This window comes from Enterococcus sp. DIV1420a (genome assembly GCF_051712165.1).
GTDB classification, from domain to species: Bacteria; Bacillota; Bacilli; order Lactobacillales; family Enterococcaceae; genus Enterococcus; species Enterococcus faecalis.
Genome location: NZ_JBIOOI010000001.1, coordinates 1,189,685 through 1,211,489, shown reverse-complemented (window position 1 = coordinate 1,211,489; position 21,805 = coordinate 1,189,685). Strand labels below are relative to the sequence as shown.

The 21,805-nt window shown below is 33.9% G+C and carries 22 protein-coding genes and 2 pseudogenes; 7 read left to right on the top strand and 17 right to left on the bottom strand.

The window, feature by feature from the left end; genetic code table 11:
• Window positions 1–12 precede the first annotated feature (12 nt).
• Window positions 13–1,869, bottom strand: coding sequence for a hypothetical protein (locus tag IGI80_RS06140; protein ID WP_438722900.1), 1,857 nt, complete (start codon window positions 1,867–1,869; stop codon window positions 13–15).
• 563 nt (window positions 1,870–2,432) lie between these two features.
• Here IGI80_RS06140 and IGI80_RS06135 point away from each other — a divergent pair.
• On the top strand, window positions 2,433–2,579 hold the full coding sequence (locus IGI80_RS06135; protein ID WP_438722899.1) for a hypothetical protein: 147 nt from the start codon (window positions 2,433–2,435) through the stop codon (window positions 2,577–2,579).
• Between the two features lie 1,849 nt (window positions 2,580–4,428).
• Here IGI80_RS06135 and IGI80_RS06130 read toward each other — a convergent pair.
• Genes IGI80_RS06130 through IGI80_RS06115 form a run of 4 tightly spaced genes read right to left on the bottom strand, consistent with a single transcriptional unit; the run spans window position 4,429 to window position 6,785 of the window.
• On the bottom strand, window positions 4,429–4,944 hold the full coding sequence (locus IGI80_RS06130; protein ID WP_438722897.1) for a YjbQ family protein: 516 nt from the start codon (window positions 4,942–4,944) through the stop codon (window positions 4,429–4,431).
• A complete protein-coding gene (locus tag IGI80_RS06125; protein WP_438722895.1) occupies window positions 4,941–5,642 on the bottom strand; it encodes a triose-phosphate isomerase in 702 nt (233 codons plus the stop codon). The genes IGI80_RS06130 and IGI80_RS06125 overlap by 4 nt, the downstream gene beginning before the upstream one ends.
• 10 nt (window positions 5,643–5,652) lie before the next feature.
• Window positions 5,653–6,486 carry a class II fructose-bisphosphate aldolase gene (locus IGI80_RS06120; protein WP_438722894.1) on the bottom strand — a complete coding sequence of 278 codons (834 nt, stop codon included), beginning with the start codon at window positions 6,484–6,486 and terminating at the stop codon, window positions 5,653–5,655.
• A gap of 14 nt (window positions 6,487–6,500) precedes the next feature.
• Window positions 6,501–6,785, bottom strand: coding sequence for a PTS sugar transporter subunit IIB (locus IGI80_RS06115; protein WP_438722892.1), 285 nt, complete (start codon window positions 6,783–6,785; stop codon window positions 6,501–6,503).
• A gap of 276 nt (window positions 6,786–7,061) precedes the next feature.
• On the opposite strand from IGI80_RS06115, the gene IGI80_RS06110 reads away from it, so the two are divergent.
• Together IGI80_RS06110 and IGI80_RS06105 are read left to right on the top strand one after the other, a co-directional pair.
• Entirely contained in the window at window positions 7,062–7,856 is a 795-nt protein-coding gene (locus IGI80_RS06110; RefSeq protein WP_438722890.1) for an IS110 family transposase, read from the top strand.
• A gap of 12 nt (window positions 7,857–7,868) precedes the next feature.
• Window positions 7,869–8,057 carry an IS110 family transposase gene (locus IGI80_RS06105; protein WP_438723415.1) on the top strand — a complete coding sequence of 63 codons (189 nt, stop codon included), beginning with the start codon at window positions 7,869–7,871 and terminating at the stop codon, window positions 8,055–8,057.
• Window positions 8,058–8,368: 311 nt separating this feature from the next.
• Here the strand turns inward: IGI80_RS06105 and IGI80_RS06100 are convergent, their stop codons facing one another.
• From IGI80_RS06100 to IGI80_RS06085, 4 genes are all read right to left on the bottom strand, one after another.
• Window positions 8,369–9,694, bottom strand: coding sequence for a PTS galactitol transporter subunit IIC (locus tag IGI80_RS06100; protein ID WP_438722889.1), 1,326 nt, complete (start codon window positions 9,692–9,694; stop codon window positions 8,369–8,371).
• 12 nt (window positions 9,695–9,706) lie between these two features.
• The gene (locus IGI80_RS06095) at window positions 9,707–10,162 is read right to left on the bottom strand and encodes a PTS sugar transporter subunit IIA (RefSeq protein ID WP_438722887.1); all 456 of its coding nucleotides are present in this window, start codon (window positions 10,160–10,162) and stop codon (window positions 9,707–9,709) included.
• On the bottom strand, window positions 10,152–12,107 hold the full coding sequence (locus IGI80_RS06090) for a BglG family transcription antiterminator (RefSeq protein WP_438722886.1): 1,956 nt from the start codon (window positions 12,105–12,107) through the stop codon (window positions 10,152–10,154). Before IGI80_RS06090 ends, IGI80_RS06095 begins: the two co-directional genes overlap by 11 nt.
• 419 nt (window positions 12,108–12,526) lie before the next feature.
• Window positions 12,527–13,480 carry a GNAT family N-acetyltransferase gene (locus IGI80_RS06085; protein WP_438722884.1) on the bottom strand — a complete coding sequence of 318 codons (954 nt, stop codon included), beginning with the start codon at window positions 13,478–13,480 and terminating at the stop codon, window positions 12,527–12,529.
• A gap of 303 nt (window positions 13,481–13,783) precedes the next feature.
• Here IGI80_RS06085 and IGI80_RS06080 point away from each other — a divergent pair, with 303 nt between their 5' ends.
• The 3 genes and pseudogenes from IGI80_RS06080 to IGI80_RS06070 all read left to right on the top strand — a co-directional run bounded on the left by IGI80_RS06080 (window position 13,784) and on the right by IGI80_RS06070 (window position 16,569).
• Complete coding sequence (locus tag IGI80_RS06080; RefSeq protein WP_010783490.1) at window positions 13,784–14,368, top strand: recombinase family protein; 585 nt, start codon at window positions 13,784–13,786, stop codon at window positions 14,366–14,368.
• Window positions 14,346–15,773, top strand: a pseudogene (locus IGI80_RS06075) (Mu transposase C-terminal domain-containing protein). The gene IGI80_RS06080 and the pseudogene IGI80_RS06075 overlap by 23 nt, the downstream one beginning before the upstream one ends.
• Complete coding sequence (locus tag IGI80_RS06070) at window positions 15,766–16,569, top strand: AAA family ATPase (RefSeq protein ID WP_438722882.1); 804 nt, start codon at window positions 15,766–15,768, stop codon at window positions 16,567–16,569. The pseudogene IGI80_RS06075 and the gene IGI80_RS06070 overlap by 8 nt, the downstream one beginning before the upstream one ends.
• Here IGI80_RS06070 and IGI80_RS06065 read toward each other — a convergent pair.
• From IGI80_RS06065 to IGI80_RS06055, 3 genes and pseudogenes are all read right to left on the bottom strand, one after another.
• Window positions 16,503–16,978, bottom strand: a pseudogene (locus IGI80_RS06065) (hypothetical protein). The gene IGI80_RS06070 and the pseudogene IGI80_RS06065 sit on opposite strands and share 67 nt — an antisense overlap.
• A 3-nt stretch (window positions 16,979–16,981) precedes the next feature.
• Window positions 16,982–18,298, bottom strand: a complete 1,317-nt coding sequence (locus IGI80_RS06060) for a Y-family DNA polymerase (protein ID WP_438722880.1) — start codon at window positions 18,296–18,298, stop codon at window positions 16,982–16,984.
• Window positions 18,299–18,410: 112 nt separating this feature from the next.
• The gene (locus IGI80_RS06055) at window positions 18,411–18,665 is read right to left on the bottom strand and encodes a hypothetical protein (RefSeq protein ID WP_174082581.1); all 255 of its coding nucleotides are present in this window, start codon (window positions 18,663–18,665) and stop codon (window positions 18,411–18,413) included.
• A gap of 92 nt (window positions 18,666–18,757) precedes the next feature.
• On the opposite strand from IGI80_RS06055, the gene IGI80_RS06050 reads away from it, so the two are divergent.
• Complete coding sequence (locus IGI80_RS06050; RefSeq protein WP_033623977.1) at window positions 18,758–18,886, top strand: hypothetical protein; 129 nt, start codon at window positions 18,758–18,760, stop codon at window positions 18,884–18,886.
• 362 nt (window positions 18,887–19,248) lie between these two features.
• Here IGI80_RS06050 and IGI80_RS06045 read toward each other — a convergent pair whose 3' ends face one another.
• From IGI80_RS06045 to IGI80_RS06025, 5 genes are all read right to left on the bottom strand, one after another.
• Window positions 19,249–19,458 carry a hypothetical protein gene (locus tag IGI80_RS06045; protein WP_438722878.1) on the bottom strand — a complete coding sequence of 70 codons (210 nt, stop codon included), beginning with the start codon at window positions 19,456–19,458 and terminating at the stop codon, window positions 19,249–19,251.
• Between the two features lie 21 nt (window positions 19,459–19,479).
• Complete coding sequence (locus tag IGI80_RS06040; RefSeq protein ID WP_438722876.1) at window positions 19,480–19,689, bottom strand: hypothetical protein; 210 nt, start codon at window positions 19,687–19,689, stop codon at window positions 19,480–19,482.
• Window positions 19,686–19,970 (bottom strand): hypothetical protein, encoded by a 285-nt coding sequence (locus IGI80_RS06035; protein WP_438722874.1) that lies wholly within the window; start codon window positions 19,968–19,970, stop codon window positions 19,686–19,688. The genes IGI80_RS06040 and IGI80_RS06035 overlap by 4 nt, the downstream gene beginning before the upstream one ends.
• Window positions 19,971–19,986: 16 nt before the next feature.
• Complete coding sequence (locus IGI80_RS06030) at window positions 19,987–20,607, bottom strand: recombinase family protein (protein ID WP_438722873.1); 621 nt, start codon at window positions 20,605–20,607, stop codon at window positions 19,987–19,989.
• 162 nt (window positions 20,608–20,769) lie between these two features.
• Entirely contained in the window at window positions 20,770–21,789 is a 1,020-nt protein-coding gene (locus IGI80_RS06025; RefSeq protein WP_438722872.1) for a S41 family peptidase, read from the bottom strand.
• Window positions 21,790–21,805: the final 16 nt, after the last annotated feature.

The window sequence follows — 21,805 nt, the reverse complement described above, 5'->3', positions numbered from 1 at the left end:
ATGATTTTCCTTTCAAATTTCTTTTCTAAAAGGCTTACTGTAAATGTTTAATTTATTTTTGAAAATACAGTAAACTTTAATTGAGTTTATTAACGAAACTTTTGATAATTCATATTCGTATTGATGAAATGCTTCCATTTTATCATTTGGCTGTATCATTATAGGAGACTCCATTTCTTCGTCATATAATAAACTAATAGCTATTAAGCCAGGTTCAGAAATATTTTCCAATTTCACTTTAACTAACAACTTTTCTTCTTTGAGACACTCTTCACTAAGAATTGTTACTTTTATTATGTTTGGATCAGTTATATCAGTAATTTGTCCACAATTTGCACAATATTCTTGTTTTCTATTCATTTGTCCTAAATGTCTTTTTACATGCTTCTCTAAAATATTATAGCCACAATAGGGACATTCTGATCCATTATTAACATCTACTAGTTTAAAGATATCTACATATGTCTCACTTAATGGAGAGAGAGCATTCTGTTTACTTTTAACTATGTTGTCTAAAAAAGAAAAAAGCAAACTCATTTCTTTCTCTTTAATTTTATTTATTTTGGTAATTATCTTTTTAGCCTCATCAGAAAAAAAACTGGCATTATTTAATGATTTTTCTAAACTAGAATACTGATTTCTTAAATCATTTAGCGCATTTTTTTCTTTATTGTTTATGCTACCTTTCAGCTCAATTATTTCTTCCACCATTTGATAATTATCAATATCAAAAAACTTTTGTTTATTCACAAAGTATATTTTTTGGGGAAGAACTTTTGTTTCTGAGAAAAAAAGAATTCGTTCGGATAGACTATCCAACACCCAGGTAATACGAACATTGCTTACAAATAAACATTTACTTAACTTTTCAAATTCTCTATGGCCTTCGATATAGCCAAATCTACTTTCCGCAATTTCTTCTTCGTTTGCTTCAATATAGTCTTCGCGTATTTCAAATTTCAGAAACACGTCTTCTCTTAAGCTACTATTTAACGGGTTTCCTATAGCAACATATCTTGGTAAATCTGTAGAGCGTTCTTTTATGTTATTATTTATTATCCGAGTTAATTGAGATAAACTATAGCCAAATTTTTTCAGCACTATATACCACATACATTCTGGGAAATAGTTATCCTTCAGCCCTCTATATAAAATTGATTCTAGAATATTGGACTCTACTATGTCATGATAAAGAGCATTGTTTGTAAAAGTTAACCCAAAACAAGATCCTAAAAAAAACGATTGTATATTATGAATATTCAAAAAAATTAAAAATGAATCTGAATTATACGTTTCCGTCAATCCTTTAGATATTAATTTCTCTTTGCCAAAATAAAGAATTTCACCATTCCCATGTAATATCATAGAGAGACTCGATATTTCTTTAAAATTTTTCAATTTTGTAAGCGGATTGTTTTTTCTATTAATTATCGAAAAAACCTCACTATTATAATCTTGGACTTTTGGATCAATCATATTTAAATATACATCTTTAGATCCTTTTAGTTCTTTCTTACTACCACATTTACTAAGTAAAATCAACAACTCATCTCTGTTGTGTCCTAGAAGATAACTTATATTTAGGTCACTATTACGCGATATAAAATTTTCTAAATTAACATCTATGGACGTGTCTGAAAGCACTAAATAGTATTTTTTATTATCACATACATAATCATTTAAATCATAAACTATCTCTACTTCATATTCTTGATTGTCATCAAAGAATGAAGATATTTCGTTAAAATCAGCCTCTTTACAGTAAACAAGTACATTGACACGCTTTTCTTTCCCATCAAAATTTAATCCAAAATCCATATACACATCCCCATTCCAATATAAATTGTTTTTCTTTAACCAAAATTTCATTTTCTTGATAAATAATATACTCTTCTAAGTTTATATTGTCTAGCCTTATTCACAAAATATTATTGTTCTTTTTTATGTACTATAGTTAATTTTTCTGAAAAAAAGCCTTTAGTCACAGCTAAACCCTATATTGTTTAAAATTGTTTAAAATTTTTTATAGAATTTTTATGAACTCTATACTATTTACTCTTCTACTATGCGTATTCCTAAAAAATTATTCAATTGTATACAAATCCTGAAGAAAGATAATAATGAAAGTGAGACATAAGTCTTAAAATATTCAGCTGTATAATTTAGACATCGGTAAACAAAGAATGTATTTCTAAGTTACGCGATTACTAATAATAATCTTACACCTATAAGAATTTATAAACCCTAACCTCGCAATGAAAATATTTACTGACCTGTAATCGCTAGATATCTTCTTAGCACCAACAGTTAATGGGCTTTTCTATAAATATATTCCACTACTTATTTGGTCTTCTTCAGACTTTTAGTTAACTTTATCCAAATACACTTTTAATTTATCAAACGAAACAACCAAAAAGAAAGTAGTAAATTGATTGTCTAATCATTTAGTCAGCGAAGAGATGGGTGCACAGATAACTGGTCAAGCAACAAATACTTTTAAACAAGTAGTAAAACTTGGCCATATAATTGCTTTTTACGAAACTGAAAAGAATATTCCAACTATTACGAGAAGAACTTGAAGAATACGCTAATAAAAAAACATATAATATAAAAATAACGACTTACTTTTAATGAAGTAAGTCGTTATTTTGCATGCCTTATAACTATTTAAATTCTACGTGTAATTCTTTTCCTACACCAGTGTTGTGAAATTTTTTAGTCACGGATTTGAAGGTGTGGGCATAAATCCACCTTGAAGTATAGGAATTGAATTAAACCAAGTGCCATCATCTTTCTTTATCATTCTTAATTGTAAATGACTATAAGTAAAGTTCCCTATAAGCTACCTTTTTTACAGAGAATCGTAATGGTTTATTGCGTGAGCACTTTCCAAAAGGAACAACATTTATTAAGATCTCTCAAGAAGACTTAGATTTGGCTACTCAGGCTATTAATAAACGGCCACGTAAAATTCATTGTTGGAAAACGGCTGAATATACATTAAAAAAAGAACTAATAAAATTAAAGCCTATTTGATGATTAGTTATATAATGTCGCATTTGATGTTATAATTCAGTCTTTTTACACTACTTTGAATAATTAGTTTTTATGTAATACTAAGCTAAGTATAAATAAAATCTAGTATTTGTTTTATAGATAATAGATGTTCTTTATAAAAACATTTGCCACTTTAAAATAACAATTTATAGCATAATTAGATTTATAAAGAGTGAGAGAGTTAGGTAACAGAATTTTAAAATGGATAGTATTATTATAGCAAAAATAGGTTATATACATGTGAGTAATATAGATCAAAATTTAGATAGATAATTAGAATTGTTTTCTGTTGGTACTAGTTAAACTGTTTAAATGAAATAATTGCCGAACAAATCATTACATGATATAAAAGAATTGTAGGAAGCACAAATCACTTCTTTACAAATCTATCTCTTTAGCTAGTTGGCGTAAAACAGCTAGCTATTTTTATTTTCCGGATAAAAAACGTCATTAGTTGATTAACTCTTTACTCTTACACTACCAGCCTTCCTAGTAACCAGAATGAAAAGCATTGATGTTTTCAACCTGGTGTGAGGTATCTTTCCCTCTAACCAGTCCTAACTTTGAGACTCCTTCATGGATAGCTACAGGTAACCACAGTGCAAGTTCATAGTCATTGGTAAGTACTTACTTTTCAAATACCGAACTAAGGGCCGTTAAGTAGACTTCAATATAATCTTGTTTTAATTGCCGTTTCCGTTCCAACAAATTATTAACACTATCAACAGCGCTCGTCCTTTCTAATCAAAAGGAAGAACGCTGTCTTTGGCGAACAAATATGCGGGGCATACCATTCTCCCTAAGATTTCTAGTAAGACCGAGATACCTCGAAGCTTGTTTAATCATAGAAAAAAACGTCAAGGCTAGTAGCATACTAGCCTTGACGTTCATCGTATTTTCTGTAGATTATACCTGTTAGATAGAAATAACATGATGGTTGCTTGTCAAAAGGACTTATAGAAATAGAGCACAATATCGGTGTTATTGTAACAAGAAGCACCCATTGCCAAGAATTGATTCTCAAACCAGGATTCTGATCTATCAGGTAAATACCCATTTTTTAGATACGGTCGCTGTTCAGGACCATAACCAGAATGAACCCCACACTAATGATGATCACAAACAAAAATGTTTTGGCTTATTCTTCTGCAGCTTGGAGCAGCTTACCGCCTATTACTTGCTGCTGAAAGTTTTTAGGGACATTTAGATTTGTGATCTCCGGGTAGCCATTGTTCTTAAAGCGATCGGCATTTACTTAAGGGGTCAATATCGTATAGCCAGCAATATGTCCTGAGTCTTCCTTAACAAAGACCTGTCACAGTCTGCTATTTTTTGTAGAATAACTATTAATCAAAATTTTTTATGGAGGTGTTATTCACCCATTAACATAAGATAGCAGGTTCGATTCCTGACGCGGTTTTGATCAAAATCCACGAAATAGATATACCCTACTGAGCCAATTTCAAGCTTTCCTTCATGTAAAATAAAACTTTCACTCGTCCCGAAAAATGAAGAACGGATATGGGCGTCGCCATTTAAAATCGTTGCTGGATCTGTCGGGTAGTTAGGATCATCTAAGCTCATTAGAAATTCCAAATGTTTCGGTCCAGGGTATCGATAATTTGTATTTTCTGAGAGTTCTCTGGGCACTATTTTATCTAAAATGCAATTTAAATCAACTTGTAAAAACTCATCCCCATTAAAATCAGTATCATGCACGAATTCTTCGAAAATTACGGAACAAGTTGTGTGTGGAGATTGGACTAAACAAAGACCATTTTTGATTTGACTTCTCTCTACAAAATCCTTCACTTCTTGTGTAATATTATGATAAGATACCCGATTGCCATTTGATGTCAGTGTCAGTTGTTCTTTTGCGAATTTCATCTTTTAATCCCCTCATCTCTTAGTTCAGCAACTGTTGCAATCATTTCCGTCAAAACGTTCTGCGGATCTGGCGCACAGACAATACCACTTGTGCCGCCTGTTCCGTTAGCTCCTGATCGCAGTGCTTTTGTCACATCGTCTGCAGTTGAAATACCAGCTGCTTGTAAAATTTTAATTTCCTTATTGATGGTACGAATGGCTTGATTGGTTTCTTCCATATAAGAAGCATCGCTCGTTTGACCGGTACCAATCAATTCAGTTGGTTCACAAACCATAATATCAGGCTGCAGAGTAGCCACTGCTTTAGCTTCTTGTAGTGAATTCGCACAAGCAATCGTGATGAGCCCCAACTCATCTGCCCGATTAATCGCTTTTGCGAGTTCATCCAATGTCATTGGGTGTTCTGCGTGATTGAGAAATGTTGCTGCTACACCGACATTCACTACAGATTCAGGTAATACGTAGCCCATTCCCCGTCCTACGGTCATGCCATCGATGTGTTGAACCGTAATGAATAAATGATTCGTAGATTGTTTGATCGTTGCGGCATCTGCGTGCTGTACCGTGAACAAGATATCAATATCATATTTTTCCGCTAATTGATCGGCTACTTTTGCCAGCGCCAATGATTCTTTTCCGTATAAATAGGCTTTGGTATTGACTACAAAAAAGGGTTCTCTTAACTGTTTTTTCCTCATGCTTATCCTCCTAACAAGTTTTTGTATGAAAAACGTGATAGTAATGTGCTAGCGTATCTGCCATCCCCTGATTTGCCGCTTTCTTTAGTTCAAAATAGTTAGAAGGCTGCTGTTCTTGAATCTTTGTCATCGCTGCTGTAACGAAGTCTGTAAAGATGTTGATTTTTCGGATTCCGCCTCGTGCACACTTTTCAAGGTTTTCATCACCAGAAGAAGAACCTCCATGTAAAACCAACGGGATAGTAATAGCTTGGTGTATCTCGTTTAATACGTCAAAGTTGATCTTAGGCGTCCCTCGGTAATGCCCATGAGCTGTGCCAATTGAAATAGCTAGTGAATCAACATTCGTTTGTTCAACAAATCTTACTGCTTCATGGAAGTTGGTATAAAACGAATCAGAAAGCCCCGTTGCTTCCAAACTGCCGCCAGAGCCGACATGCCCAATTTCTGCCTCTACGACCACCCCATATTGATGGGCATAATCGGCGATTGCTTTGGAGCGGCGGATATTCTCTTCAAGTGGGTCTTCTGACGCATCGATCATAACAGAAGTGAAGCCTAAACGAATCGCTTCTTTGATGACTTTCTCATCTTGACCATGATCCAAATGCAACGCTACGGGGAAAGCACTTTTTTCAGCCAAATACTTTCCAATCAGGGCTGCTTCTTCCAAACTCAGCATATCCATATGTGATTGGGCAAAAGCCAAGATCAATGGACACCCTAACTTAGCAGCCGTTTCAACATAGGTGCGGGTACTGTCTAGATCAAAAAAGTTGGCTGCGGGAATGGCATAGTTTAATTCCTCTGCATGGTCAAACATTTCTTTTGTGGTAACAAGCATTTTGCAAGACTCCTTTATTCTCTGATTTTCTTTTCTATTTCTGCATACATTTCTTCGGTACCAATCCCTGTCAATAAAGGCAATCCCATGATAACTTTGTCTTTGATGGAATCAGGAACTACCGTGGTACTAACGACAATATCGTAATCATCGATCTTGTTCATTTCATCCGCAACTTTTGATTGATACAATTTGACTTCATTGATTAGTCCTTTTTCTGTTAGCCATTCTTTGACTTTATTGGTTACGATTGTTGATGTAGCCACTCCAGTTCCGCACATGATCAATAATTTTTTCATTGTTCTTCCTTGTATTATTAACCTATACGGCGAATAATACATTTTCCTTTCCTAAATTTGTTATTTTTAGTCGTATAATGATTTCAACGCTGTGGACTAGTATGTTCCCTATGGCAGATTTTTTCTGACTAGTACCTTTGGAGGCTATAGCCACAGCTAGTTGTTTATTTGTTAATTAGTTAGATAGCGCAAAGACGCTTTATATAGAACAAGGATACATTTAACAGCGAGTGCGTGGAATCAAAGCAGCGTAAATATTTTGAAAGTGGTATTTGTATGATTTACATTGGAATTGATGTTGCACGTAAAAAGCATGATATTTGTATTCTTGATCAATTTTCTACTGTTTTACTTGATGGATTGACCATCACAAATGACAAGGCTGGGTTTGAGGCGTTTATTGAAAATGTCACTCGTATTCAAAAAGAAACAACTGATGATAAGGTTACCTTTGCCCTTGAAGCCACAGACCATTATAGTAATAATATTTTACTGTTCCTTGATTCTTTAGGATTTCCAGTAAGAGTCTTTAATCCCCTTGCCATAAATCTATTTCGTAAATCTTTGTCTTTAAGAAAAACAAAAACAGATAAAACAGACTCTAAAGCTATCGCTCTTATGCTTTTGACAAACCATGAAGAAAAAAATTTTTCTAGAATAGAATTGATGGACGATCTAAAACAATGTACTAGGCACCGTCAAAGATTAGGATATAAACTTAGCCAAGAAAAAGTTCAATTCTCACGAATAACAGAAATAATGTTTCCCGAACTTGCGTCTTCTGTGTGGTCTGTCAACCAAAAATCTGTCTACGAACTTTTAAAAGCTTACCCCTCTATTAAAAAGATTGCCAAAGCACATTTATCTACCCTAACGACTATTCTTAAAACATCCTCCAGAGCTAAATATGGACAAGTAAAAGCAGCTGAGATTCGGGAATTAGCGAAGAACTCAATCGGTACTGCTTCAATAGGGTATTCAATCGAACTGATATCTATCATTGAGACAATTGAACATTTCTCTAAACAAATTCAGATAATTGATAAAGAAATTAAAGAGATTATGTTATAATTTTCTTCTCCAATTCTTTCTATACCTGGCATTTCTTTTCTATTAGGAAGTGTGATTCTTTCAGAAATCAAAAATATTAACTACTTCACTTCTCCCTCTAAACTACTAGCCTTCGCAGGACTTGATACTTCTATCTATGAATCAGGACAATTCTCTGGCAATGGTCGCATGGTTAAACGAGGTTCCAAATATTTGCGCTGAGCTTTACTTCAAGCCGCTCAGCATGTGTCTATGCGTTGTTCGGTATTTCATGTATATCTCCAGAAAAAACTTAATGAAGGAAAACATTATTTTATAGCTTTAAGCCACGTAGCGAAAAAACTAATCCGAGTCATCTTTCAATTATTAAAAACGAATAACCACTTTGACCTAGATAAATCTCTGTAAAAAAATCACATAGTAAGCTTGGCTTATTTGACATGCCCTTATAAACATATTTTCAAAAATAATACTGTTATTTAAAAAATGATTTAATCACTTGACTTCATATAGTTAGTCTCCTATTTGACACTTTATTTTTTAGGTAATACTTTGTTAACATAGATCAGACCAATGACAACGATCGCACCAATGATCGCTAATCCGCCCCAGCTCAACACTTTGGTCAAGCCAACATAAAGCCATGTGGTCCATAGTCCGCCTTCGGCTAGAGCTGTGATCGTTGAATTTCCTTGTAAGTCAAAATTTGCAGACTTAGCAGCAGTTGTTACTAATGGGGCAACCCAGGAAGTTATATACAAGATGCTGGTCATATAAATTGACCCTGCGATAACCGTCCGGATAATATTTCCGCCAAATACTGCTGCCATCAAACAGACAAGAAACGGAATCGTTGCTAAATCTCCAAAAGGCAATGTCGTATTTCCTGGTAAAACAACCGCTAATAGTATCGTGATTGGTACAAGTAACAATGACGAAGACAATACCGCTGGATGACCGACAGAAAGCGCCGCATCCATCCCAATGTAAAGCTCTCTTCCAGGGAAACGTTTCTTCACAAAGTCATTGGCAGACTCAGAAATTGGCGTAAGCCCTTCCATTAATAGAGCAACCATTTTTGGCATAATGACCATCACTGCACCAGTTTTGACTGCTAATTGACCAGTGCCTGCCACATCATAGCCAGCGAGAATTCCGATGATCAACCCAATCAGAAAGCCCATAACTGTTGAGTCCCCAAAGACACCAAAACGTTTTTGGATCGATTCAGGATCAGCTTTCCAATCTCGCAATCCAGGAATACGATCAAATAACCAGTTCATCGGCAAAGCAAATACAAATCCTGGAGCAGCGGTCCCATGGGGGAAGGTGATATTCGGGAAGCCATAGAATTTATTAATGATTGGACCTAAAATATCTCCCATCAAAAGAATCATCATCAGATAGATGACGGTTGCAGTAATACCCATGGCAAAGTTACCAGTCAAGGCATATACCAACGAAGAAATGAATGCCGCATGCCAAATATTCCAAATATCGACATTCAATGTTTTCGTCAGACCAAAAATAATCAAAACAACATTTAACACAACACCGATCGGAATCGCTAGACTTCCTAAAATCGTCCCATAGGAAATCGCAGCTGCTGCCGGCCATCCTACATCAATCGTCGTCAGATTCAAGCCAAATCGCTCAACCATCTGTTGGGCTGCTGGTCCTAAGCTATTGCTTAATAGATCGATCACTAGATTCAAACCAACAAAGCCGACACCGACTGTTAAAGCAGATGTGAATGCCTTGCCTGGTTTCGTTCCCAGAATAAGACCAAAGATAAATATCAAAATTGGGAGTACAACGATTGACCCTAAATCAACAAACCACTGTAACGCATTTAACATGATATTCCCTCCTTATTGCAATCCATTTTGTTGAAGAATTCTAAAATAGTCATCAACTTGATAGATAGCCATTAGATTCTCCAAAACACCATTATTTTGAAACATTTCAATTAAATTTTGCAACATTTGCAGTTGTTCATGCGGTTCTTTCAAAGCCAACATGAAAATCAACGAAACTGGAATCTCTTTGTCCCTCGTCCCCATCTCAATAAATGTCAACGGGGTCTCTAAGGAAAGAAAACCAATTTGTGATTTATTTACATACTGACTGTCAGTATGAGGAATCGACACACCGATCCCATTGATCATCAATCCGGTTGGAAAGACTATTTCTCTTTTCACAACATTCTCGAAGTACTCTTCCGTCACACATTCATTCTGCAAAAATTCATCAGCAAGCATCTGAAATGCTACCTCTTTAGAATTTACCTGTTTATTTAATAAAGCAATTTTCCGGTCAAAAAACATCCTGTGTCCCTCCTCTTACAAGTTTACGATAAAGCTCTTCTCGATTTTTGCTGCTAACCACCCATCGTATTTCTTCAGGAGAGTTGAATAAATCGTAAATAGACGCAATCAATTCTTTTGCTTCTGACATATTTTTTTCGGCGATTGCCAAAAGAACGACTAATTGAACTTCCGTGTCTCCCCATTTAATGGCTTTAGGTAGCGTAACAAATGTTAGCTTGGTTGTTTTGACAGTCTGCGGATCGGCATGTGGGATAGCTACCCCCGTTTTTAACCCAGTACTGCCTAATTCCTCCCGTGCATAAAGTGACTGCTTAAAATCAGTTGTGACCAAATGATGTTTCAAATAACTCTCTGCAAGAAAGTCGAGCACTTCTTCTTTTGAACCAAAAGGCTGTTTGATATATAAGAAGGCTGGGTCTAGATACTTTTGCAATAATTTCGATGACTGATATTTGGCGGAATGGAACTTTTTTTCATTTTCATCAATATTCGAAAGATTGGCAGATATCATAGCAATTTCTTCAGTGGTGGGTAGTGGTGAGACATAGAGCACTGGCGGTATCACCTCTTCTATAGGCACAGTCGAGATAATCAGATCGACCATCTCCAGTGATGTACTTGCCAGCTTATCCTCACTTATGATCTCCAAAACAGTCGCTGCAGAGATCATACGTTTGATACGGTTAAAAATCAACTCAGAAGTTGCTAATCCAGAACTGCAAACAATCAGTACATGCTTTGTGACTTTGACTTTTTCAAATGCCAGTTGGAAATGAATGGTCAAAAATGAGACTTCATCTTCAGTTAAAAACAAAGCAAAATTCTTTTCTAAATCGCCAACAGCATATTTAATTAATGTAAACATGGTGGAATATTGTTTCTTGATCAGTTTCAACAATGGGTTTTTGACCAACATCCCGTTTTGCAAACGATGGATCATTGGAACGATATGAGAAAGTAACGCTTGTAACAGCAAGCGGTCTTGCGTTAAATCTATATCCAGTAAATGAGACATCTTTTTGATCATATCTTCCGTTGCTACAATGACATTGTCTGTTCTTTTTTCTGTAATCTGCATGTAAGGCTCAATGCCGTGGGCTAAAAGCAACGAACAAAGATAGTGAATGTCGGTATCTGTTAGTGAAACAGCAAGTTCTCTTTCGATTCTTTCTGAAAAAGAAATGCCCACCATATAAAGTTTCATTTGCTTTATTTTTTCAAAAATAAGCTCTTCTTGCTGTTCCAGATGACTCCCTAAACAAATACGAGAAAGAAAAATTTCTAAAGAAACTGTCAATGATTCCACAAAATAACTATTTAGATGTCGCCTGAGAGTCAATGAGATCTCCGAAATCAATGCCATTGTCAGCTCAACAATTCTTGGCTCAAATAATGACTGGATCGCTGAGTGATCCAGTCTTGCTGAATCGATGTATTTCTCAAGAAAAGATTTAAAAGTCGATTGTTGCACAGATTCGGATTCATTAAATTTCAACCCATTATACGTCATTCCTACCGAAACATTTTTCTTGCGGCAAAACGCAATGATCTCATCAACATCTTTTTTGATCGATTGGTAGCTCACATAAAAGTAATCCGCAAATGCTTGATAATGCATCGGCTTTTTTGAAAAGAAGTAATTCACAAAAATAAATAGTTTGCGATAGTCTGGAGCGTATTCGTCCATCTTTTTCTCATGAGTAACGATCCGCTTAGCAGCCTTTTCACGAGCCTGTTGACCCCCTTCTAGCTTGACACCTTTTCTGGGCAAACGGGAGATCGTTAGTCCATCCGAACTAATTTTTTCTTCAAGAATCGCCAAGTCTGTGTAAACTGTTTTCAAAGAGACATAGAGTTTTTCTTGAAAAAAAGCTGCTGATTTGAAATCCTTTTGTGCCAACAATAACTGGAGCAATATTTTTTCTCTTCTGCTTAATTCCACTTTACCACCTCCAGGAAGCGCTTCCTTGATTATATATTAGGGAATATTCCTCTAAGAATAAATAACATATTGTTACCACATTAATCTGGTAATTCTCTTGAATATTGACCGTTTCATTACCAAATAACTTTTCAATTACTTCACCGCAACATTAGATGCAGCCAAATGGGGAGTCTAATTAGCCAAAGGAATCGGACAAGAAATAATTTACTTAGTTGGATCTACTGGTGTGACTTTTGTATTTAAATGCCATTTTTATCAAATACCTATCACAAGACTGTCATTTTTCTTTTTAAATGGCAATAATTTTATTTTCTAGATGGCAAAAAATCTATGTAATTTCGTGTAGTGATAAAAAATATTTTTCGCTTTATTTGCAAAAAGATCAATCCCAATAAACAAGGATTGATCCTTTTTTTCTAGTTAATATATTTCTTTAAAATAACCTCATCGCCGTTTGTTTCACCAGTTAAAGTAAAGCCAAATTTCTTATATAAGCGTAATGCATTGTCGTTATCTGATTTTGTAGATAAAGTAATGACTGGAATGGATTTGCTTCTAAAATGTTCAACAATGATTTCCAATGCTTTTGTTCCGTATCCCTTATTTTGATACGACTTATCAATGGTAAATTGCCATAGCCAATATCGATCTTCTTCATTGGGAATCGTTTGATCAAACACAAGAGCAGCGTAGCCAATGACTTCATTATTCAAACAAATGAAATAAGGTTCTGCATATTCAGTCACAAAAGCGGATTGAATTGCCTCTGGGATTGATAAAACTAAATTTGAATGTATCTGTTCACTGGTAACAACTACATTATTTCCTAAGAAAGAATTCTTTTCATTCACTGGAAGTAAATGAATCCAGTCCTCAGGTTCATTTGTAAGTTTTTTTTGAAGTTCAATTTCAACAGAATTTGTTTCTATTTGATTTACGTTATAGATATTTATTATCTTATCGAAACCCGTGGATTTCCAAAATTTTAAACCTACGTAGTTATTGGTCGATACAACAAGCTCTGCTTTTTTTAGTTGTTTTTCAGCATAAAGATTCTCCAATTCTCTTATAGCAAGTTTACCAAATCCACAGTTTCTATATCTCTTACTTATATAGAAATGAAGAATATACATGCTTGATGGATAGTCTTCAAATACCCATAAATACCCAATTATCGTATTTAAATAAAAAATACTCAAACAATGACAAACATCATTCGAAAGTTCAGGGATTATGCTTTCGATATTTTCTAGAGGGGGTATGGGATCACGACCTTCCACATTGTTGAAATGTGGCTTTGCATCTTCAAAGATGCCATTGAGAGCATTTTTTTCAACGGCTGTTGAAGGTTTTAATGTTATTAAGCTCATAAATTTTTTCTCCTTATTAAATAATATGAAATTATTTAACAAAAAAAGTTGGTCTACCCATATAGTTATCCTCCATGTTCTTCTTTTAATTAATTCTACAACACTTTCGCTTTTTTTGAAACCCCTTTCTATATTGAGGGTTAGTGTACAGAAAATCACCCGTTTCTGTACACAGTGTTTTTTTATCTAGTTTTTAAATTTTTAACTTCTTTTTGTGTCCATAAACTCATATCAAATTCTATGTTCAATTATACTAGTTGTTTAAAGTTATGTTACAATAGATTTTGTAAAGGAGTGATTTTTTTGAAAATAGGATACGCCCGGGTCTCTACTGGTTTACAAAATTTGGATTTACAAGAAGATAGCTTAAATAAATTCGGCTGCGAAAAAATTTTTTCAGATCATATGAGTGGTGCAAAAAGTAATCGGCCAGGATTAGAAACAGCCATTGATTTTGTTCGATCTGGAGATACACTTGTCGTTTGGCGTTTAGATCGTCTAGGCAGAAATATGGAAGACTTGATTTCAATCGTCAATCGCTTGAATGAACGAGGTGTTAGTTTTCATAGTCTTCAAGAAAATATAACAATGGATAAATCAAGTTCTACGGGACAGCTTATGTTCCATTTGTTTGCAGCATTTGCGGAATTTGAACGAAATCTAATTTTAGAAAGATCTGCGGCAGGACGAGCGGCAGCTCGAGCAAGAGGACGATTTGGAGGCCGTCCTGAAAAATTAAAAGCACAAGACTTAGAATTACTAAAGACTCTAGTTGATAGTGGAACACCGATTAAAACCATTGCCGAACGTTGGAATGTTTCTCGAACAACGATTTATCGCTATTTAGATAAAATGGAGGAAAAAAATGGAAAGACAAATGCTCACTAGTTTTTCAGACCCTCAAAGAACAGATGCGATGAAAAAATATAAAATTATTGAGCCTTATCTTAATAAACAAGAAACGATAAAAGAAATATCTATTAAAAATAAAATACCTATTCGTACCCTCTATCGTTGGGTACAAAAATATGAACATGATGGTTTAGTGGGTTTAATTAGAAAGACACGAACTGATTTTGAGCAAATTAAGGTTTCAGAGGAAGTTTGCAAAAAAATAGAAGAATTTGTATTGAGGTACAAAAAAATAAGTACAAAGACATTGTCTCGAAAAATTACTTCCTATTGTAAAGAGAACAAACTGGATATACCGAGTTATTCTCAAATTTATAAATTAAGGAAACGGATTCCCAAAAATCTTATTCAGTTAGCTCATGAGGGAGAGAAAACATATAAAGAGAAATATGATTTAATTGCTATAAGGGAAACAACACGACCAAATGAAATTTGGCAAGCAGATCATACCTTATTAGATATCAATTTACTTGATGAAAAAGGAAATATCAATCGCCCCTGGTTAACTATTATATTAGATGATTACAGTCGAACAGTAGCTGGTTATTATTTGAGTTTTTCTGCCCCTTCAGCAATCAATACCGCTTTAACCTTACATTAAGCTATTTGGACAAAAAAGGATTCTTCATGGCCAATATGTGGCATTCCTGAAAATTTTTATACTGATCACGGAAGTGATTTTACTTCAAATTTTATGGAACAAGTTGCTGTTGATTTGAGAATAAATCTCATTTTTTCTTCTATAGGAATTCCAAGAGGTCGTGGAAAAATTGAGCGTTTTTTCCAGACGATTAACCAAGTATTTTTAGAAGGATTACCAGGATATGTTGAAAATAACTGCAACGAAAAATTATTAACGATTCAAGAATTTAAAGAGAAACTACATTCTTTTCTTATCAATGAATATAATCAAACGAATCATTCTTCTATTAAAGCAAGTCCGATAAAAAAATGGAGCGAGCAATCATTTTTACCGAATATGCCTAATAGTTTAGAAGAGCTAGATTTATTGTTGTTAGAAATACCAAAAACTCGAAAAGTTCACTCTGATGGGATTCATTTCCAAGGTTTACGATATACCAACCCTAATTTATCTGCGTTTGTTGGAGAACCTGTTTTAATTCGTTATACACCAAATGATTTAGCAGAAATTAGAGTATTTTATAAGAATCAATTTCTTTGTAATGCCATTTCTCCAGATATTTCAAATTATGAAATCAATATGGATGATCTAATTTTTGCTAGAAATAAACGAAAAAAATTACTAAAACAAAAAATACTAGTACCAAGTTCTGTAGAATTACTAATTGAAGAGAAAAAATATGAAGAAATAACTCCCCCACCTAAGAAATCAATTTTAAAGAGGTACTATAATGAATAAAACCTTTATTGAAACAAAAGAATATAAACGATTTGCTGAATTTTGTGACGCATGTATTAAATATAAGTATATTGGAATTTGTTACGGTGCTCCTGGCGTAGGCAAGACGTTATCTTCAAGGTATTACTGTAATTGGGATAATATAGAAAAACAAATTGCCTATCGCCGTGCTGATGATATTGGAAAAGATGCGACAGACGAAATATTAAGTGTAAATAAAATATTCTATACCTCTCCAGCTGAAAAAATGACTCGTATTAGTTCAGATATCCATACATTAGCAACTAGGATTGATATGGTTAAAACAATGCATTTAGTTTTTAAATACAATCAAAAGGAAATTTATGCTTCACATTCTTATGAAGGAATTGATTTAATTATTGTCAATGAAATCGATCGATTAAAACTTCAACATTTAGAACAGCTAAGAGATATTTATGATAGAAATGATTTAGCAATGGTTCTTATCGGTATGCCTGGAATTGAAAAAAGATTATCTCGTTATCCTCAACTGTACTCGCGTATAGGTTTCGCACATGAATTTGATAACCTTAGTAAAGACGAAACGCATCATATCTTGGAATACAAATGGGCAGATTTAGGAATTGATATAAAGCTAGAAGATTTTTCTGATTATGAAGCTATCACAACTATCATTAAAATCACAAAAGGGAATTTTCGACTTATTCATCGTTTGTTTGCACAGATTGATCGTATTTTAAGAATTAATCAAATGGATAAAATTACTGTAGAAGTTGTCGAAGCAGCAAGAGATAGTTTAGTGATAGGCATATAAAAAGCTATCAAAAGTTGGTAGCTTTTGTCATTTATTGCTCGAAATTTTTGCCATTTAAATAGAAAAGTGACAATCGGTTTTTCGGGTTCGTTTTCCGACCATTTATAAAAATCATGTATTTGTATGTGCCTAATATCATAGAAATCTATTTGCTGATCTCCAATAAGTACGTCATCGAATTCAGCTGAATTTCTAGGACCTTATTCTGTTTGATTGAGCGACTTAGCAAGTGTTCTATTTGAGCCTGTGACTGCTGAGGTAAACGTTCAATTTCTCTTGTATGATAATCATTCGTCTCTTTAATTGCTGCTTGTAATTCCCCTAAAGGGAAAGCAGTTGGCCACTTCAAATCAAAAGGGCGGTCTACATAATCGTTATAAGGTGTATATTCCTTTTTAGTTTTCTTCATTTGTTAACCTCCAAGACCGACGTTACCACCTGCATGATCACCAACTAAGCCCGAACGATTCACAGCTGTTGCTCTATCCAAAAGAGAAGAAGCATGTATCAATGCTTTAAAGCCAAATTTTTGACGTATTTTATCAATCAAATAATCCAACTGATTATCTACAATTTGTTCTTCAGGAACAGAAAAGAGATCTAACTGAAGGGTAGTATCCCAAACCAGCTTTCCAAAGGAAACGCCTAAATTACGAATGTCTATTCCAGGAACATAGTTTTCTCGAAAAAGCTTTAAAACATGTTCGGTTAACACTTTTGTGTTGTTGCTACGAGCGATTTTAAGCTGTTTTCGCCAACCAGACCTACCCAGTCCATCAACTTGTCCTTTAGAATAACCAACAAAAATTGAAACACACTCAGTTTGACAGTTTGCATTCCTCAATCTGGTTGCTACCTGGTCTGAAAGTTCCTTCAGCACTAATTCAATTTGATCTCTTCTTGCGTAATCTCTAGGTAATACTTGACTATTTCCAAAAGACTTTTCTTTAGCAACTTGTCTTTTTTCTCCTAAAAAACTTCGATCAATACCCCAAGAATGAGCGTACAGCTGGAAACCCATGACACCAAAACGTTGTTTTAAAATGTACGGATCTGCATGTGCTAAATCATAAATCGACTCAATTCCTGACATCTTTAAACGAGCTGCCATACGCTTGTCAATCCCGCAAAATTTAGTGATAGGGGAAATCGCCCAAACTTTTTCTTCTACGTTTTCGTATCGCCATTCTGCAACAAAACCTGGTGTATTTTTTGCTTCGTTATCTAGGGCCAGCTTGGCTAACAATGGGTTATCTCCAATGCCAATCGTGACGTATAGCCCCATATGGTTATAAATGACACGTTGAATAATTTTGGCCAATCGATAAGCAGTATCACAATTAAAATACTTCAAAGAAGCAGTAATATCAATGAAGCTTTCATCCACACTAAAAACAGAATGGTCTTCATCAGCCACAAACCGTTTGAGCAGATTATTAATTTCACTATTTCTCTTCATGTACAAATTCATTCTTGGTGGAACAATACTCAAATCTGGGTGATCAGGCACCTCATCTTTACGAGTCACATTAGAAATTCCCAGGACTTTTTTTGACATTGGCGAAGCAGCAAGCACAAGTCCACCTGTATTATCCGCACCACTCATTACTATAAGCATTGTTTTGAAGGGATCTAAGTCACGTTCTACACATTCTACGCTCGAGTAAAAGGATTTTACATCGATACATAGAACATCTCTCCGGGGTTCTTTGGAATAATCAAATTTCATGCAAAAAACCGTCCTTTCGAGTTACATTATACGAACTAACGTTCTGTTTTGCAACAACAAAATTTCATTTTTCCGAATTATTTTGAATTTAAAGTAGCTCAGAAATCTACAGTCATTTTTTTTTTAGTTTGTTTTTAACGCGCAAGTAAATATCAACCAGCCAGTAAATAATTGTAATTAATACTATTACTTTTAGAAAGTTTACCATGAATACTAGATTGAATGCGTATTTTAACCACAAAAGCCATAATATAATCGCGATAACTACTTTTCCAAAGGTATTCAATTTCCTAACCAATAACCAATGTAAAAAATCTTCTCCTTTATTTTTAGTAGCTCTATATTCTTCTAGAATATTTTTTTTCATGTTTAAACCCCTTTTTTTCTCATCTTATATTAACATATATATAATTACATGTTAATATAAATATAATGAAAAAGAAAGGAGGTAGTTTTCTTATGAAAAAATTAGCACTAGGTTCATTACTTTTAGTTGCTATAGGTGTTATTGGGACATCTTTTGCTTTAACTACTGAAGTAAAACAAGAGGCAGGATATGGACATCCTCTTATTGATCACAAAATTTAGTCTTAAAAAGGACATAGCCTTGAATAGTTTTAAAGGTTATGTCCTTTTTCATTTTTATCTCTTATTACTATTTTCGGGCCGTCGTATAGATTCCCCCAACCTAAGAACTTTTCATTTGGTTGAGCTGACTAAACGAAAGGGAAACCAAACTAAAACATCGAAGGCCAGTTAAGCAAAGCGAAACCAGTTATTCGTCTTTTCGAGTTTGGCCACGTTCCTGGTATAAAAAATTATTCGTGTTTAAATAGAAATATTTTTATTATTTCCGCCTGCGAACGTTAAAACATCTTTTTTGCATAACTACCAATCAATATTTTTGAAAATCGCTTAGAATTTCTCTCTCAAAACTAAATTCTAGTTTCTTATTTTACTTTTGGTACTAATTCATTTACTTTTGAAATATTTAAGGCAATTATTAACTCACTGATTGTTTGTACACCTACTTTTGTATCATCAAATAGTCCTTCATTGTACATTCCGTCTAGTAATACTGGGTCTATTTGTACATTTCTTTTCAATTCATCAAGTGTCATTCCTTGTTTATCCATGATTTCCTTTAATTTGATTTCCATTTTATTATCCTTCTTTCTTTTTTATCCCTTATTACTATTTTCAAGTAGAACATACTCTCCACGTTCTTTATGGTAACAACGACCACAGTCAGCACATTCAAAAAATTCATGCTTGCCTCGTACTTTATTGGCCAGTTGGCCACAATCACACTCTATTTTATTTACTACATTGTCTCGGTTCCACATACCAATTTCAATACCAAAATGATCATATTTTTTTCGAGCTATCATTTGTTATTCTCCTTATAACTATATTCTCTAATCATTTCCTTGAATTCTTGTTTTGTTTTAGGGTTCGTTCGTATGACTTCTTCAGCTAATTCTAAAAATACCTGCTCAACTTTTTCTGTCATGCTCTCAAAAATTATCAATGGGTTCTCTTCTTCCTTTACTCGATTCTTATATCTTTGGAAGTTTGCTGAATAGAGTCGCCCATTTGACATTATCTCAATCCCATAACCTGTTACTAAAGGATTTTTCAACAACTGAATAATTTTCTCTCTATTTTCCATAATAACTACTCCTGTATTATTTCTCACTAAGTAACTGTTCTTCCTTTGCTTGTTTCTTGATTCGTTTGAGAGTAGACAAAGAAATACCTGTTTTCCTTTCCACTTCTCGCATGCTGTTTGTTTCCATTAACTCTAGTGCATGTTTGTATTTATCATTTAGAATTCTTTTCGGACGTCCTTCTCGATAATTTTTATTATTCGCTCGATGCCACTGTTTTCCTTCTTGCGTTCTCGTCACGATTAAATCTCTTTCAAATTGCGCAAAGCTACCCAGCATATTCATCATTAATGTTTGCATAGAATCACTTTTATTTGGTTCAAAGGTTAGGGCATTATCTAAGAAGGTGATAGTCACTCCGGAACTATTTAAAGAAGAGATAATCGAATTTAAATCAACGATACTTCTAGCCAGCCGATCAATTTTCGTCACTAAAACTTTATCGCCAGTTTTTACAATCGAAAGCAGCTCTTCTAATTCTTTTCTTCCTTCTTTTTTAGTCCCTGTGTATTTTTCACTGAAGATTTTTTCTGCTCCAGCTTGTTCTAGTTTTTGAATCTGGGTTTTGTAATCTTGATTGCTGGTACTGACTCGTGAATACCCATAAATGGCCAATTTTCCCTCACCTTTTCTGAACATAAGTTTTTGACACTTGATAATTCCAAGTATAGCACGAAAAAACAAAGAGGTCAAAAACTTAAAAGTTTTTGACCCACAATTTTATTATTTATAAATAAATTTAAATCTATTCTAAAATTCCTATTTTCAGACAAATACCGTTAATTAAAATGTAGCTTCAACTCAATCAGAGTTAATCCAACTTTTTATTTCTTTAAATAGTTTCTTGCTATTAGAAAATTGTGTAATATCTTGATTATTTCTATCTAACATCGATAAATCTACATAATAATCTGGCGGGACAGGTTGATTGTTAAACAACCTTTGTCCCTTTATGGGCTTTATCGTCTCATAATAACCAACAGTATATACTAACCACCAATAATTATCGGAATTTTGATTGGTTAAAAAACGTCCTAAGTTAACTGAAGTATACCCCGCAGAAGGCATACCAAAAACTTTTACATTTGGATTGTTCTTTAACGCTAAAAGTAAACTTTCAGCAGCACTTGCTGTGTTATTGTTTATTACAATTGCAACTTTTTTTCCTAGTTTCTTTTTTTGTAATGATAATTTATAAAGATTCAGTTCGTTAATCGTTCCTGGAATACCACCAAACAATTTACCATTTTTTAAGTAAACAGGATACTTTTCCTTTTTATTATTAATATTGCTAAAGAGCATACCATCGGGAATTAAAGAACTCGCACCAATAATCATAGGTTCTTTCAGTCCGCCATAATTATTTGATAAATTTAAAACAATGTTGCCAGAAATATTTTCGATTAAATCTGTCAACTTTGATGCATATTTAATTGAGAAGTTATCATCATTGTTATAGACACCTGGAATATTAATAATTGTAAGATCCTCATACTTTGAAATACTTGGTAATTTAAGAGTTTCCATATCTTCCATATCTTTATCACTACTTATTTGTTTTACAGAACTATGTTTGTTAGCACCATATACTAATGTATTTAAATTATCCACATTAGTTACTTTTTTACCGTATCTTGTTAATTCTAAAATATTTCTCCAATCATCTTTATTAGTAATTACTCCATATTGAGATATCGTATGAAGTACTTCATAGCTTCTAGAATCAATCGATTTTAGAGGTAAAAAGAAAAAAATAAGAGCAACAAAAATAATGACACATGTGCTAATAATATAAAAAAGTAAATATTTTTTGATACTCATCCTGTTCATCGTCCTT